Raw genomic sequence first — 15,081 nt, forward strand, 5'->3', positions numbered from 1 at the left:
ATTTTTTGAGCCGTTTTAGCGGCAGAAAGCGAGGTTTATATGGATTTTTTCAACAGCGCAGTTGACGTATTGCAGACTTTGGTAATCGCGCTTGGCGCAGGACTTGGCATTTGGGGCGGCATTAACCTCATGGAGGGGTACGGCAACGATAACCCCGGCGCGAAGTCGCAGGGCATGAAACAGTTGATGGCGGGCGGCGGCGTTGCCCTTATCGGCCTTACCCTTGTCCCGCTGCTCTCCGGCCTGTTTGGATAATGCCACAAACTAACACTACCCGCCGCGCTCTCCCGCTTCACGCGGGAGGGCGCGGGAAAGGAGGGATTAGCTTTTGATATGGCAGATGATTGAAGATTGGTTTCGCGGCATTTTGACAGACGGAATACTCTCTAATCTCTCCGGGCTGTTCGACAGCGTAAATACAGAGGTTGGAGAAATCGCAACGCAAGTCGGCACAACCCCCGCCGGGTGGAACGCGGGCATATTCAATATGATACGCAGCCTATCGGAAAACGTCATTGTGCCGATTGCGGGCGTTATCATTACCTTTGTCATGTGCTACGAACTAATCCAGCTTGTAATTGAGAAAAACAATCTGCACGATCTCGACACTTGGATTTTCTTCAAGTGGATTTTCAAAACCTTTGTTGCGGTGCTGCTGGTAACAAATACTTGGAACATCGTCATGGGCGTATTTGACATTACACAGAGCGTCGTCAACGACAGCGCGGGCGTTATCATATCCGACACAAGCATAGATATTGCAACCGTTATCACCGATATAGAAGCAAAGCTGGACGCTATGAGCGTCGGCGGGCTTTTGGGGCTATGGTTTCAATCACTCTTTGTGGGGCTTACCATGAAAGCGTTGTCTATCTGTATCATGCTGGTGGTGTACGGGCGCATGATTGAAATATACCTTGTAACGAGTATCGCCCCTATCCCCGTTGCGACAATGGTAAATCGTGAATGGGGCGGCATGGGACAGAACTACTTAAAATCCTTGCTTGCCCTCGGTTTTCAGGCTTTTCTAATTCTTGTGTGCGTCGGTATTTATGCGGTTTTGATACAGACAATCGCAGCAACCGATGACATATCCGGCGCGATCTGGTCTTGCATGGGCTATACCGTCCTCTTGTGTTTTACGCTTTTCAAAACGGGAAGCCTTGCAAAATCCGTATTCAGCGCGCATTAAGGGGGTGCAGATGAAGAAATACAAAATCATTTACGCCGATCCCCCTTGGAGATACGCGAGAAGCAAGGTACAGGGCGCAGCGGAAAAGCACTATCCCACTATGAGTATTGAGGAACTTTGCGCTTTACCCGTCAAAGAAATTGCGGATAAGGACTGTATTTTATTCCTATGGGCGACGTTCCCGCAGCTTAAAGAAGCGTTGCAGTTAATCAAGGCTTGGGGATTTACCTATAAATCCGTTGCCTTTGTATGGTTAAAGCAAAATCGGAAATCGCCCACTTGGTTTTATGGCTTGGGCTTTTGGACGCGAGGAAATGCGGAAATCTGCTTGCTTGCTACCAAAGGACACCCGAAGCGACAATCAAACAAGGTACATCAATTTATTATTTCCCCTGTTGAGCAGCACAGCAAAAAGCCGGATATAACGCGGGAAAAGATACTTGCCCTTATGGGCGACCTACCGCGTATTGAACTGTTTGCAAGGCAGCATACCCCTGGTTGGGACGTATGGGGAAATGAAATCAAAAGCGACATACGGTTTGCCGGAAAGGAGGTTTGAAATGGCGTATGTAACCGTCCCAAAGGATTTAACCAAAATCAAGAGCAAGGTAATGTTCAACCTTACCAAAAGACAATTACTCTGTTTCGGCGCGGCGGTGGCTATCGGGCTACCGCTATTCTTTTTGACAAAGGACAGCGCGGGAACGACAACGGCGGCTTTGTGCATGGTGCTTGCCATGCTGCCCATGTTCCTACTCGCTATGTACGAGAAGAACGGGCAACCGCTGGAAGTGATTATACGGCAATTTGTGGAAGTGAAGTTTCTTCGCCCCAAAGAGCGACCTTATCAGACCAACAATTTTTATACCGCCCTTGCGCGGCAGGAGCGATTAGATAAGGAGGTACGGGCGATTGTCAAAGGAAAAGGGAAAGACCCAAAACAAAAAGCGTAAACTTACGCGGCAGGAAAAGAAACAGATCGACGCGCTTATCCGGCAGTCAAAGGGCGACGGGAAGCCCCATACGGCGCAGGACAGCATACCGTTTGAACGAATGTATAAGGACGGGATTTGCCGCCTTGCAAACGGGCGGTATTCCAAGTGCATTGAGTTTGAAGATATTAACTATCAGCTTGCGCAGCCGGACGACAAGACCGCCATTTTTGAAGCCCTTTGCGATATGTATAACTCTTTTGACGCTTCTATCAGTGTGCAGCTTTCCTTAATCAGCCGCCATGCGAACAAGGAGGATTTCAAGAGCAGTATCACGATTGCCCCACAGAATGACGACTTTGACAGTATCAGAGCCGAATACACCGAAATGCTGCAAACACAGCTTGAACGCGGCAACAACGGGCTTATCAAGACAAAGTTTCTCACCTTTACCATTGAAGCAAAAGATATTAAATCGGCGCGGGCGCGGCTTGCCCGTATCGAAACGGACACCCTCAACCATTTTAAGGTGATCGGCGCGGCGGCGCGGGTATTGGACGGGAAGCAGCGGCTTGAAGTGCTGCATGGGCTTTTCCACCCGGACGGGGAACGCTTCAACTTTGCGTGGGAATGGCTACCCGTAAGCGGCCTTTCCGTCAAAGACTTTATTGCCCCGTCCTCTTTCCGTTTTGGCGACGGGCGAATGTTTCAAATGGGCGGGAAGTTTGGCGCGGTTTCCTTTTTGCAGATTGCCGCGCCGGAACTTTCAGACCGTATGCTTGCCGACTTCATGGAAGCGGAAAACGGGATTGTCGTCAATCTGCACATTCAGAGTATCGACCACAACGAAGCGATCAAGACGATCAAGCGGAAAATCACCGACCTTGACCGTATGAAAATCGAGGAACAGAAAAAGGCAATCCGCAGCGGCTACGATATGGATATAATTCCGTCCGACCTTGCCACCTACGGCGGCGAAGCGAAAAACCTTTTGCGGGATTTGCAGAGCCGGAACGAGCGAATGTTTTTGCTTACGCTGTTAGTTTTGAATGTGGCAGACACAAAGCAGAAATTGGACAACGACGTATTTCAGGCCGCAAGTATCGCACAGAAATACAACTGTATGCTCACCCGCCTTGACTACCGGCAGGAACAGGGGCTTATGTCCTCTATCCCATTGGGCGAAAACCTAATCCAAATCCAGCGGGGCTTGACGACTTCCAGCACCGCCATTTTCGTCCCCTTTACGGTACAAGAGCTGTTCCAAAGCGGCGAAGCGTTGTATTACGGCTTAAACGCATTATCGAATAACATGATTTTGTGCGACAGGAAAAGGCTGAAGAACCCTAACGGCTTGATACTCGGCACACCCGGCAGCGGCAAGAGTTTTTCGGCAAAGCGCGAGATCACCAACGCTTTTCTCATTACCGCAGACGATATTATCATTTGCGACCCGGAAGCGGAATATTACCCCCTTGTGGAACGGCTGAAAGGGCAGGTTATCAAGGTTTCGCAGAACAGCACGCAGTACATTAACCCGATGGATATAAACCTCAATTACAGCGAGGGCGACACGCCCATAGCCTTAAAGAGCGATTTTATCCTTTCCTTTTGCGAGTTGATTATGGGCGGCAAAAACGGGCTGGAAGCGGTTGAAAAGACTTTGATTGACCGCGCCGTTATCAGCGTGTACCGCAGCTACCTTGCAGACCCGAAGCCGGAGAATATGCCGATTTTGGGCGACCTCTACAATGAAATCAAGAAGCAGCCGGAAAAGGAAGCGCAGCGTATCGCGTCGGCATTGGAACTCTATGTAAATGGCAGTTTGAACGTGTTTAACCACCAAACAAACGTTGACATTCACAACCGCCTTGTCTGCTTTGATATTAAAGAACTCGGCACCCAGCTACGAAAACTCGGTATGCTCATTGTCCAAGATCAAGTTTGGAACAGAGTTACCATAAACCGCAGCGAAGGCAAGGCGACGCGGTACTATATCGACGAGTTTCATTTGCTGCTCAAAGAGGAACAGACCGCAGCGTACAGCGTTGAGATTTGGAAGCGTTTTAGAAAATGGGGCGGTATTCCGACAGGTATCACCCAAAACGTGAAAGATTTGTTATCGTCCCGCGAGGTGGAGAACATTTTTGAAAACAGCGATTTTGTGTATATGCTCAACCAAGCCCAGGGCGACAGGGAAATCCTTGCAAAGCAGCTTAACATTTCGCAGCAGCAAATGACCTATGTAACCCATTCCGACGCGGGCGAGGGGCTTATCTTCTATGGCAACGTGATTTTGCCCTTTATTGACCGTTTCCCGCAAGATACGGAACTCTATCGTGTAATGACGACCAAACCCGGCGAGGTGTCGGCATGAGGATAGAAATGGACAAAATCTATTGCGGCGACAGCTTGCAGGTGCTTCAAACCTTGCCGGAAAATGCAGTTGATTGTTGCGTAACGTCCCCACCCTACTATGCCTTGCGGGACTACGGCGCAGACGGGCAGATCGGACGGGAAGCAACGCCGGAGGAATATGTTTCCCGTATTACGGCGGTATTCCATGAGGTAAAGCGGGTGCTTACGCCGGAGGGTACTTGTTGGCTGAATATCGCGGACACTTATTGCGGCACAGGCAGCAAAGCCGACCACCAAGACCCCAAATACCCCAAAGGCAGGAACGGGCAGCAAGTGGCGTTTAACCACCGCGCCCCCGGCTGCAAGCCCAAAGATTTAATTGGTATTCCGTGGCTTGTAGCCCTCGCCTTGCGGGGCGACGGTTGGTATTTGCGCAGTTCTATCATTTGGCACAAAACAAACCCCATGCCGGAAAGCACGCGGGACAGGCCGACCCGCTGCTATGAATATGTGTTTCTGCTTACCAAGTCAAAGAAGTATTATTACGATTGGCAAGCAGTAGCCGAGCCGATAGCCCCCACAACGGCGGGGCGGCTGAAAAGCGGAGTTAGCAAAGGAAATAAGTATAACGTTACTGTTCCGGGGCAAAACCAACCGCAGAAAATCACCCGCCCCCGCGAAAAGGGCGCATACGCCGACGAGTTGATTTCTCCCGTCCGCAGCCGCCGCAACGTTTGGCAGATTAACAATGTCGGCTATCATGGCGGGCATTTCGCAGCGTTCCCGCCGAAACTTGCGGAAACGTGCATTTTGGCGGGCTGTCCCATCGGCGGGATTGTCCTTGACCCCTTTTTCGGCAGCGGCACGACGGGCATGGTAGCAAAACGGCTTAACCGCCGCTATATCGGCATTGAGTTAAACCCCGACTATTGCGAACTTGCAAAACAGCGGATTGGAGGTGATGAAGATTGAGCAAGGAACTGAAAGCCCCCGACAAGGTAACGCAAAAAATGACCCGCGACGGTGCGGTTGCGGAAAACCTCACGACGGGCGAAACGTCCAGTATCAGCGAAAGGCCGCAGGAAGAAAACTATTCAGCCCCCGCAGGGGTGGCAGCGGAAAAGGTTGTGCAGCATATCGGCGCAGAGATTGAGCGACACGCAGCAAAAGGCGCGGAGAAAAAAGCCCTTGACGCGACGCAGCCTAAAACCCATTCTTCCCGCTTGCAGTTTTCCGAAGCGGAACGGGCAACGCCGGAACTTCAAAAAGCGATCAAGAAATCGGATAAGGCGGCAGACTGTTTAGACGCAGCGCGGGCGGCTATCCCCAAGCAGACCAAAATCAAGAAAGAGCGCGTTTTTGACGAAGCGAAAGGCAAGGCAAAGACGCGCCTTTCCTTTGAAAAGACGGATAAGCCCCCAAACGGCAAGTTGCGGCATAACCCCTTATCCCGTCCGGCACAGGAGTTAAACAGTACCGTACATGGGAAAATCTACGAGGTAGAGAAAGAAAACGTCGGTGTGGAAAGCGGGCACCGGGTAGAACTTGCCGGAGAGAAAGCGGGCGGCATGGCGGCGCGGGCAGTTAAGGGCGGCATACGCCGCCATAAGCTGAAACCCTACCGGGCAGCGGCGGCAGCGGAAAAACAAGCGGTAAAGGCAAACGCAGATTTTCTCTATCAAAAGGCGTTGCACGATAACCCCGCGCTTGCGCACTCCAACCCCATTTCCCGTTTTTGGCAGAAGCAGCGCATTAAAAAGCAGTATGCAAAAACGCTGAAAGCGGGCGGCAAAGCGAAAAAAACCGCTGAAGCCACCGCAAAGGCGGCGAAGAAAACCGCGCAGGAAACCAAACGGGCGACGTTCTTTGTTGTCCGGCATTGGAAAGGCTGCTTGATTGTGGGCGGGATTGCCTTTATCGTGCTGCTGCTTTTCGGCGGGCTGTCCTCTTGCTCCCTCTTTGGCGGCAACAGCGGCAGCGGCTTGATTGCGTCGTCCTATCTCTCCGAGGACGCGGATATAACGGGCGCGGAAAGCGCGTATGCCGCTATGGAAGCCGAGTTACAAGATATGCTGGACAATATCGAAAGCGAATACCCCGGCTATGACGAATACCGGGTAAACGCGGACGAGATCGAGCATGACCCCTATGTGCTAATTTCTATCCTTTCCGCGTGGCATGAGGGCGTGTTTACACTCGATGAAGTGCAAAGCACCCTTGAAATGCTCTTTGAGAAACAGTATATCTTGACGGTCGAGGAAGAAGTACAGGTACGCTACCGCACCGAAACAAGGACGGACAGCGAGGGCAACCCCTATACGGTTGAAGTCCCCTATAACTATTACATTCTTCATGTGGATTTGGAAAACTTCAACCTCTCCCATGTCCCCGTTTACATCATGGGCGAAGAACAGCTATCCATGTACGCTATGTATATGTCGTCGCTGGGAAACAGACCCGACCTTTTCCCGCAATCCGGCTATGTGTCTAAATACTATGAAAACCCGCCCGCCGATTATGAAGTACCCGCCGCGCTGCTGGGTTCCGATGAAAAGTTTGCGCGGCTCATGGAGGAAGCAGATAAATACGTCGGTTTTCCCTATGTGTGGGGCGGCAGCACCCCGGAAACCTCTTTTGATTGCAGCGGCTTTGTGAGTTATGTGTTGACGAACAGCGGCCTATACAATACGGGCAGACTTGGGGCGCAAGGGCTTTACAACATCTCAACCCCTGTTTCTAACCCGCAGCCGGGGGATTTGGTGTTCTTTACGGGTACATACGACACCCCCGGCGTTTCCCATGTGGGGATTTATGTGGGCGAGGACGGGGACGGAAGCCCCGTCATGCTGCATTGTGGCGACCCTATCCAGTATTCAAAGCTGGACACCAGCTATTGGCAATCCCACTTTTACGCCTACGGGCGGTTAAATTACAATTAAAAGGAGTTGAAAAATGAATATTGTATCTTTTGGCGGCGGCACGAATAGTGCCGCCTTACTTATTGGCCTATACAAGCACAAAATCCCGATTGACCTTATCACCTTTGCCGATACGGGCGCGGAACACCCGCATACCTATCAATTTATCGAGATAATCAATCAATGGCTTGCGGAACACGGTATGCCGCAGATTACCGTTGTGCAGTATGTTGACCGCTACGGCAACCGCCTATCTCTTGAAACCGAGTGCTTGCGCTCTCATACGCTCCCGTCGATTGCCTACGGGCATAAGCGTTGTTCGCAGAAACACAAAATCGCACCGCAGGAAAAGTTTTGCAACCACTATGCGCCTTGCCGCGAAGTATGGCAGCGCGGCGAGAAAGTCAACCGCTATATCGGCTATGACGCGGGAGAAGTGAAACGGTATGAACATTCCCGCAAGTACAACGAAGCCGACAAAAAATATCATAACCGCTACCCCCTCATTGAAGAATGGGGCTGGAACAGGGACGATTGTATCCGGGAAATCAAAGCGGCAGGATTGCCGCAGCCGGGTAAATCGTCCTGTTTCTTTTGTCCGAGCATGAAGAAACAAGAGATTTTATATCTCAAAGAACACTATCCCGATCTATTTAACCGGGCGGCGACTTTGGAAGAAAACGCTATGCCCTATCTTAAAACCGTTAAGGGATTGGGGCGCAGCTATTCATGGAAAGAACAGTTTGGAAAGGAGTAAATGACTATGGCGAACACGAAACTTGACCGTATCGAAAGGGATATTGAGAAAACGAGGGCAAAAATCCTTGAACAGCAAAAGAAGCTGAAAGACCTTGAAGCGCAGAAAGTCGAGGAAGAAAACGCGCAGATCGTGCAAATGGTAAAGGCGGTACACCTTGACGGGACGCAGCTTGCCGCGTTCCTCTCCGCTTACGCCAGCGGCGAAATCACCTTGCCGCAGCCGGAAGCCACTTACCCCGCCGAACAGGAGGACAACGACAATGAAGAATAAAAAGATAATCCGAAAGTTTACCGTATTGCTTGCCGCACTGGTTATCATGTGCGGCTTTTCTGTTACCGCTTATGCGGGCGGTGGCGATGAAAGCGACGACACGCCTACCCCCGTAACCGAGGAAACCCCCGCGCCGGAAACCGAGCCGGAAGAAACGACGGGCGGCTATGAGCCGCAGCCCCTTACCCCGGACGGGAATATGTCCCTTGTGGACGATATAACGGGTGAAGCGTCCGGCGACAAGCAGTTTATCACCGTCGTTACCAAAAGTGGCAACTATTTTTACATCATCATTGACCGCGCCGAGGACGGGGAAAATACCGTCCATTTCCTTAACCAAGTGGACGAAGCGGATTTAACCGCCCTTATGGAGGACGGGCAGACCGAAGCCCCCGTTTGTAGCTGCACCGATAAATGCGTTGCCGGAAGCGTCAACACCGCTTGCCCGGTTTGCAGCGTCAACATGAGCGAGTGCGCGGGTGTGGAAGCCGAGCCGGAGCCGGAAGAAACCGAGCAGCCGCCGGAAGAAGAAAAAGGCGGCGGCATGGGTATTCTGCTTGTCGTGCTGCTTGTTGCCGCAGCGGGCGGCGGCGCGTTCTACTACTTTAAGATTTTGAAGCCCAAAAAGGACGCGGCGAAAGGCAGCAGCAGCCTTGACGACCTTGATTTTGACGAGGACGACGAGGAAACGGAAGTAGTCGAAACCGAACAGACCGAGCAGGAGGACGATAATCTATGAAACTTGTAATTGCAGAAAAACCGAGCGTCGGGGCGGCGATTGCCGCCGTTATGGGCGCGAATGAAAAGCGCAGCGGATATTTTGAGGGCGGCGGCTACCTTGTGTCGTGGTGTATCGGGCATTTGATTAGCCTTGCAGACGCGGCGACCTACAATGAACAATTCCGTAAATGGAAGTACGACGATCTTCCCATTGTCCCGCAGGAGTGGCAGTTTATTGTTGCCAGCGGCAAGGAGCAGCAGTTTTCCATTCTCAAAGACCTTATGCACCGCAGCGACGTTACCGAGATTATCAATGCTTGCGACAGCGGGCGCGAGGGGGAACTCATTTTCCGCTTTGTCTATGAACAGGCGAATTGCAAAAAGCCCTTTTCCCGCCTTTGGATTAGCAGCATGGAAGCAAGTGCAATCCGCGAGGGCTTTTCAAATCTCAAAGACGGGCGCGGCTATGACAACCTCTATCAATCCGCGCTTTGCAGAGCAAAGGCCGATTGGCTCATTGGCATTAACGCGACCCGCCTTTTCTCTATCCTCTACCATAAAACATTGAATGTCGGCAGAGTGCAAACGCCCACCCTTGCTATGCTGGTAAACCGCGACTATGCAATCAGCAGCTTTAAGAAAGAGAAATATCATGTCGTCCGGCTGGACGTTGGCGGCGTTGCCGCCCTTTCCGAAAGGCAGGACGACGAAGCGGCGGCGCGGCAGATGAAAGCGGCTTGCGAGAAATCGCAGGCCGTTTGTACTTCCCTTAAAAAAGAGAAAAAGACCGCAGCCCCGCCGAAACTGTTTGACCTCACCGCCTTGCAGCGGGAAGCAAACCGTTTGTATGGGTTTACGGCGAAACAGACCCTTGACTATGCGCAAGCCCTTTATGAAAAACGGCTTTTGACCTATCCCCGCACCGACAGCAAATATATCACTTCCGATATGGAGGGCAGCACAAAGGAACTTATCACCGGCCTTTGCGCTGCTCTCCCCTTTATGCAGGGCGTGAAGCTGCAAGCCGACCTTGCGAGGATTTGCGACAACAGCAAAGTAACCGACCATCACGCCATTTTGCCGACAGCGGAGTTTGTGAAAACGGGCTTTTCTTCCCTTGCCGAAAGTGAGAAAAAGCTAATGACCCTTGTGTGCGCAAAACTGCTTTGCGCCGTTGCCGCGCCCTATGAGTATGAAGCGGTTACGGCGGTTTTCACTTGCGGCGGCTATACCTTTACCGCAAAGGGCAGGACGACGCTTTGCGAGGGTTGGCGCGAGATTGAAAGACTATCCCGCGCCGCGTCCGGGGAACAGGACGAGGACGCAGAGCCGGAAGCGGTTTTACCCCCGCTTGCCGAGGGGCAGACCTTTGACAATCCGGCAGCGGAGATCTCCGAACGTTACACGCAGCCCCCAAAGGCATTTACCGAAGATACGTTACTTTCGGCTATGGAGAGTGCGGGAAAGGAGGACACGCCGGAGGACGCGGAGCGCAAAGGGTTAGGCACCACCGCGACGCGGGCGGGTATCATTGAAAAACTCATTAGCGCGGGCTTTGCCGAGCGCAAGGGCAAAAAGCTAATCCCCACAAAGGACGGGTATAACCTTGTCGCTATTCTGCCCGACAGCCTTACGTCCCCGCAGCTTACGGCAGAATGGGAAACGCGCCTTACCGGGATTGCAAAGGGCAGCGACAGCCCCGCCGACTTCATGCGCGGGATTGAGGAAATGACAGCGGGGCTTGTCAAGACCTATTCCGCGATTTCCGAGGATAAAGCGAAGCTGTTTACCCCGCAGCGGGAAGCAATCGGCACTTGCCCCCGTTGCGGCGCGGCGGTTTACGAGGGCAAGAAAAACTTTTACTGCTCCGACAGGGCTTGCAGCTTTGTGATGTGGAAGAATGACCGCTTTTTTGAGCAGCGCAAAAAGGCTTTCACAAAGGCGATTGCCGCCGCCCTTTTGAAAGACGGAAAGGTAAAAATCAAAGGTATGTACTCGACCAAGACGGGAAAGACCTTTGACGGAGTTGTGCTGCTTGCCGACACAGGCGGCAAGTATGTAAACTTCCGCGTCGAGCAGAACCGAAAATGATAAGGCTTGATGAAAAGCAATACCGCGCCGTAAAGAAAATGACCCGCGCCGCTTGTGCAAACAACGATTGCGGGAATTGTCTGCTGCTGGACGACGGGGAAACTTGCGTTTGTGTGCAGAGTATCAGCTATTCGCTGCTATGCCGCTATTTCCGCGAAGCGGTATTACCCGCCGACAGGCAGCTTTGCGAACAGATCACCCGCAGCGGGGAAACCGATTTGAAGCGTTGCGCGGTATGCGGCAGCACGTTTGCGGCGGGCAGCAACCGGGCGAAATACTGCCCCGATTGCGCGGCAAAGATACGCCGCAGACAGAAAGCCCAAAGCGAGAGAAACAGGCGTTTACGGATAAAAACAACTACATAGCAAGCACAGCAAACGAGTACCCGTTTGCGAGAAATGCCCGCGCTTCCCATAGAGAGCGCGGGCATTTTGCTTGTTGGGATAGTCCCAAACCCTTATATGACCGAGAAAGGACGTGATGAAAGAATATGCCGTATTCCTCATACGACCATGACAAATTAGAAGCCGCCGAAACCATGCGGATAGAACGCCGGATATATTTTGAAGCAAAGGACAGGGAGATTGCCCCTTATGCTTCCTTGCCGATTGCGCAGCTACTTTCCATGCGCAGCGAAAGCGCGGCGGCAGAACAGGCGATTTTTGACGACCTTAAAGAACGCGCCGCCGCATGGGAAGAACAGGCGGGAAGAACGCTTTTGCTGGATAAAACACTTGAATATGTGAGAACGCCGCACGTCCAGCACACCGCTAACGAGTGGCAGACCACCGAGCATAACCGCCATATTCGCAGCAACCGGGTATATCAGATGAATTACTACATTTACGAGAATACCCGCTACGACAAAGAAGCGCAGAAATCTATCCCGTATTCATGGACGCTTACATGGAGCGTGCGCACCAACAGCCCAAGCAGAACCCAAGCGAAGATTGCCGGACAAGATAGAAAGGTTTTCACCGACAAGGCAGCTATGGAAAAGTATCTGAATGGGCGTATCAAAGCGTATGACCGCTTGTTTACGGAAATCTCCCCGCCTATCCCGCAGGAGTACGCCGACTATTTCAAAGTAAACGGTATGCTCATGCCGGACTACACCATAGAGGGCGAAGAACCCCCGCAGCAGCAACAGGCGGCAGCTATCCCCGAAAATACCGGGCAGGAAAAGGAGCGTGAACACATGAGCGAACAGTTTTCTATTATGATAGGCAACCGCAGCCGCTTTGACGCGGGCGACCCCGGCGGCTATTGGTTGGATATGCCCGCCACAAAGGAGCAGTTGCACGAAGCTATGCGGAACGTCGGCATTACCGCCGACAACCCGCAGGATTTTTCCATTCGCGGCTATTCCGACGACCCGGAGAAACATATTGCCTTGCCTTATGAAATGGTATGCGCCGCCGACGTGGACGAACTCAATTTTCTTGCGGCGCGGCTCGAACAGCTTGACCCCGCCGAGGTTGGCAAGCTGAACGCAGCTTTGCAGCAGAAAAACGGGCTTGCAAATATTGGACAGGTAATTGACTTCACCTACAACGTGGATTTTTACGTCCATATCCCCGAAGTACATAACTACCACGATTTGGGCGACTATTACTTAAATCAATCCGGCATGGTACAAATGCCCGAAGAATGGAAAGGCGGCATTGACCTTTCTACTTTTGGCAGGAACGCTGCCGCGCAGGAAAAAGGCGCGTTTACCGAGTACGGCTATATCGTGGAAAGCGGCGACGAGTGGGAACGGCAGTTTGAGGGGCGCGAAGTGCCGGAAGAATACCGCATTATGAGTTACCCGCAGCCGGAGCGCGGCGAACAGGACAAAGCCTATATGGACGCAGCCGAAACGCAGCAAGCAGACGCACAGGCCGCAGAGCCGCAGCAGCCCCGCCCCGTCGTCCCCATTATCCTTACTTCCGAAAAGCCCGCCGAAAAGGTAAAGGAGATCACCGCGCGTTTGGAACAGGGCGTACAGGCGTTTTTTGACAGCGACCGCTACAAAGAGTTTCTAACCGCTATGTCAAAGTTCCATGATTATAGTTTGAATAACACTATCCTAATTGCTATGCAGGGCGGCAATTTGGTAATGGGCTTCCGTCAATGGGAAAAGGAGTTTGACCGCCATGTAAAGAAAGGCGAGAAAGGCATTAAAATCTTTGCCCCCGCGCCCTACAAGGTGAAAAAGCTGGTTGATAAAATCGACCCCGAAACGAGAAAGCCCATGCTTGACCGCGAGGGAAAAGTGGTAAAGGAAGAAAAGGAAATCACCGTCCCCGCCTTTAAGGTTATAACCGTCTTTGATATTTCGCAGACCGAGGGCAAGGAGTTTCCCGACCTTTCCGTTAAACCGCTGCTTGCCGATGTGGAGCAGTACGAGGATTTTTTCGCCGCCCTTGAAAAAGCGTCCCCCGTCCCGATTGCATTTGAGCAGATCACAAACGGCGCAAATGGGTATTTCAGTTTGACCGACAAGCGTATTGCAATCAAAGAGGGCGTGAGTGAATTACAGGCGGTAAAGACCGCCATTCACGAAATCGCCCATGCGAAGCTGCACGACGTAGACTTAAACGCCCCGCCGGAGCAGCAAAACCGCGTTGACCGCCATACCTGCGAGGTAGAAGCGGAAAGCGTCGCTTATACGGTTTGCCAGCATTTCGGCCTTGATACTTCCGATTACTCTTTCGGCTATGTGGCTGGTTGGAGCAGCGGCAAGGAAATGACCGAGTTAAAAGCGTCCCTTGAAACAATACAGACCACCGCAAAGGAACTCATTACCGAGATTGAGGGGCATTTTACCGAGTTGCAGCAGCAGCGGCAAGCCGAGCAGGAGCAGGGCGATACCTTTTCCATTTATCAGTTAAAGCGCGGGGACGAAACAAGGGACTTGCGCTTTGAGCCTTATGACCGTCTGCAAGCGGCTGGACTTACCATTGACCGGGTAAATTATGAACTCGTCTATACTGCACCGCTTACAAAGGATATGACGCTGGGCGACATTTGGGAAAGGTTTAATATCGACCACCCCGCCGACTTTAAGGGGCATAGCCTTTCCGTTTCCGACATTGTTGTGCTTCATCAGAACGACGAGGACACCGCCCACTATGTAGACAGTATCGGTTTTCAGCAAGTGCCGGAGTTTTTGCAGGAGCAGCAGACCCCCGTATTTGACAAGCTGCCGCCCGAACAGCAGCAAGCCTTGTCCGACACCGTACAAGACACTTTGCAAATGCTGGTTGACGCAGACAAGCGGATTTATGGCGACGTTACGGGCAAGACCCTTGAAGCAATCGCGGCGCAAGGATATTCCTACAAGGACGGGCAGCTTGAAAAGCAGCAGCCGGAAGCGACCCCCGACAGCCTTTTGACGGGTGAAACCGTTAGAACGCCGAGGGGCAATTTTCATATTACCGATATGAGCCGTGAACAGATCGAAGCGGCGGGATTTGGTTTTCACCATGCGTCGGAGGACGGGAAGTATCTCATTATGGGGAATGGCACACAGGCTTATGCCATAGCCGCCGAGCAGCCGCAGCGGGATAATCCCTTAAAGCACGTCGAGGACACCATAGAGCAGAACGACAACAATTTTGACGGGCTTATCAACAATACGCCGCAAACGCCCACCGTTGCAGATTTTGAGCAGCGGGCAAAGGCGGGGGAAGCGATTTCCGTTACCGACCTTGCAAAAGCGGTAAAAGCCGAGAAACGGGAACAGCCGCAGAAAAAACCGTCCATTTTGAAGAAGCTGGACGAATACAAGAAACAGGCGGCGCAGCAGCCGAAAGATAAACAGAAAGAGCATAAAAAGGATTTGGAGGTTTGATA

Annotated in this window: 13 protein-coding genes; all 13 read left to right on the forward strand. The window is 52.1% G+C overall.

Going from position 1 to position 15,081, the window contains the following annotated elements; all coding sequences use genetic code 11:
• Nucleotides 1-39: 39 nt before the first annotated feature.
• The 13 genes from BN6471_RS01195 (at nt 40) to BN6471_RS01255 (ending at nt 15,079) form a co-directional block, all read left to right on the forward strand.
• Entirely contained in the window at nt 40-255 is a 216-nt protein-coding gene (locus BN6471_RS01195; RefSeq protein ID WP_002604482.1) for a Maff2 family mobile element protein, read from the forward strand.
• 73 nt (nt 256-328) lie between these two features.
• On the forward strand, nt 329-1,192 hold the full coding sequence (locus BN6471_RS01200; protein ID WP_002604481.1) for a VirB6/TrbL-like conjugal transfer protein, CD1112 family: 864 nt from the start codon (nt 329-331) through the stop codon (nt 1,190-1,192).
• Nucleotides 1,193-1,202: 10 nt separating this feature from the next.
• The gene (locus BN6471_RS01205) at nt 1,203-1,751 is read left to right on the forward strand and encodes an MT-A70 family methyltransferase (RefSeq protein WP_002604480.1); all 549 of its coding nucleotides are present in this window, start codon (nt 1,203-1,205) and stop codon (nt 1,749-1,751) included.
• 1 nt (nt 1,752) lies between these two features.
• On the forward strand, nt 1,753-2,145 hold the full coding sequence (locus BN6471_RS01210; protein WP_002604479.1) for a PrgI family protein: 393 nt from the start codon (nt 1,753-1,755) through the stop codon (nt 2,143-2,145).
• Complete coding sequence (locus BN6471_RS01215; protein ID WP_002604478.1) at nt 2,105-4,501, forward strand: VirB4-like conjugal transfer ATPase, CD1110 family; 2,397 nt, start codon at nt 2,105-2,107, stop codon at nt 4,499-4,501. Before BN6471_RS01210 ends, BN6471_RS01215 begins: the two co-directional genes overlap by 41 nt.
• On the forward strand, nt 4,498-5,454 hold the full coding sequence (locus tag BN6471_RS01220) for a DNA-methyltransferase (protein ID WP_066644740.1): 957 nt from the start codon (nt 4,498-4,500) through the stop codon (nt 5,452-5,454). The genes BN6471_RS01215 and BN6471_RS01220 overlap by 4 nt, the downstream gene beginning before the upstream one ends.
• Nucleotides 5,451-7,421: a C40 family peptidase gene (locus BN6471_RS01225; protein ID WP_002604476.1), complete on the forward strand. Its 1,971-nt coding sequence runs from the start codon at nt 5,451-5,453 to the stop codon at nt 7,419-7,421. The genes BN6471_RS01220 and BN6471_RS01225 overlap by 4 nt, the downstream gene beginning before the upstream one ends.
• A gap of 13 nt (nt 7,422-7,434) precedes the next feature.
• A complete protein-coding gene (locus BN6471_RS01230; protein ID WP_002604475.1) occupies nt 7,435-8,157 on the forward strand; it encodes a phosphoadenosine phosphosulfate reductase domain-containing protein in 723 nt (240 codons plus the stop codon).
• 6 nt (nt 8,158-8,163) lie between these two features.
• Nucleotides 8,164-8,430, forward strand: coding sequence for a DUF4315 family protein (locus BN6471_RS01235; protein WP_002584965.1), 267 nt, complete (start codon nt 8,164-8,166; stop codon nt 8,428-8,430).
• Nucleotides 8,420-9,169: a DUF4366 domain-containing protein gene (locus BN6471_RS01240; protein ID WP_002584964.1), complete on the forward strand. Its 750-nt coding sequence runs from the start codon at nt 8,420-8,422 to the stop codon at nt 9,167-9,169. The genes BN6471_RS01235 and BN6471_RS01240 overlap by 11 nt, the downstream gene beginning before the upstream one ends.
• Complete coding sequence (locus tag BN6471_RS01245; RefSeq protein WP_002584963.1) at nt 9,166-11,241, forward strand: type IA DNA topoisomerase; 2,076 nt, start codon at nt 9,166-9,168, stop codon at nt 11,239-11,241. Before BN6471_RS01240 ends, BN6471_RS01245 begins: the two co-directional genes overlap by 4 nt.
• Nucleotides 11,238-11,606, forward strand: a complete 369-nt coding sequence (locus BN6471_RS01250) for a cysteine-rich VLP domain-containing protein (protein WP_002584962.1) — start codon at nt 11,238-11,240, stop codon at nt 11,604-11,606. The genes BN6471_RS01245 and BN6471_RS01250 overlap by 4 nt, the downstream gene beginning before the upstream one ends.
• 125 nt (nt 11,607-11,731) lie before the next feature.
• Complete coding sequence (locus BN6471_RS01255) at nt 11,732-15,079, forward strand: YodL domain-containing protein (RefSeq protein ID WP_066644741.1); 3,348 nt, start codon at nt 11,732-11,734, stop codon at nt 15,077-15,079.
• Nucleotides 15,080-15,081: the final 2 nt, after the last annotated feature.

Origin of the sequence: Christensenella timonensis, assembly GCF_900087015.1 — a bacterium.
Classification (GTDB): domain Bacteria; phylum Bacillota; class Clostridia; order Christensenellales; family Christensenellaceae; genus Christensenella; species Christensenella timonensis.

What these genes read in the sequence shown, in the direction of transcription:
- BN6471_RS01220 (WP_066644740.1), top strand. Translation starts at nt 4,498, where the DNA reads ATGAGGATAGAAATGGACAAAATCTATTGCGGCGACAGCTTGCAGGTG.
- BN6471_RS01250 (WP_002584962.1), top strand. Translation starts at nt 11,238, where the DNA reads ATGATAAGGCTTGATGAAAAGCAATACCGCGCCGTAAAGAAAATGACC.
- BN6471_RS01210 (WP_002604479.1), top strand. Translation starts at nt 1,753, where the DNA reads ATGGCGTATGTAACCGTCCCAAAGGATTTAACCAAAATCAAGAGCAAG.
- BN6471_RS01240 (WP_002584964.1), top strand. Translation starts at nt 8,420, where the DNA reads ATGAAGAATAAAAAGATAATCCGAAAGTTTACCGTATTGCTTGCCGCA.
- BN6471_RS01230 (WP_002604475.1), top strand. Translation starts at nt 7,435, where the DNA reads ATGAATATTGTATCTTTTGGCGGCGGCACGAATAGTGCCGCCTTACTT.
- BN6471_RS01255 (WP_066644741.1), top strand. Translation starts at nt 11,732, where the DNA reads ATGCCGTATTCCTCATACGACCATGACAAATTAGAAGCCGCCGAAACC.
- BN6471_RS01245 (WP_002584963.1), top strand. Translation starts at nt 9,166, where the DNA reads ATGAAACTTGTAATTGCAGAAAAACCGAGCGTCGGGGCGGCGATTGCC.
- BN6471_RS01195 (WP_002604482.1), top strand. Translation starts at nt 40, where the DNA reads ATGGATTTTTTCAACAGCGCAGTTGACGTATTGCAGACTTTGGTAATC.
- BN6471_RS01205 (WP_002604480.1), top strand. Translation starts at nt 1,203, where the DNA reads ATGAAGAAATACAAAATCATTTACGCCGATCCCCCTTGGAGATACGCG.
- BN6471_RS01235 (WP_002584965.1), top strand. Translation starts at nt 8,164, where the DNA reads ATGGCGAACACGAAACTTGACCGTATCGAAAGGGATATTGAGAAAACG.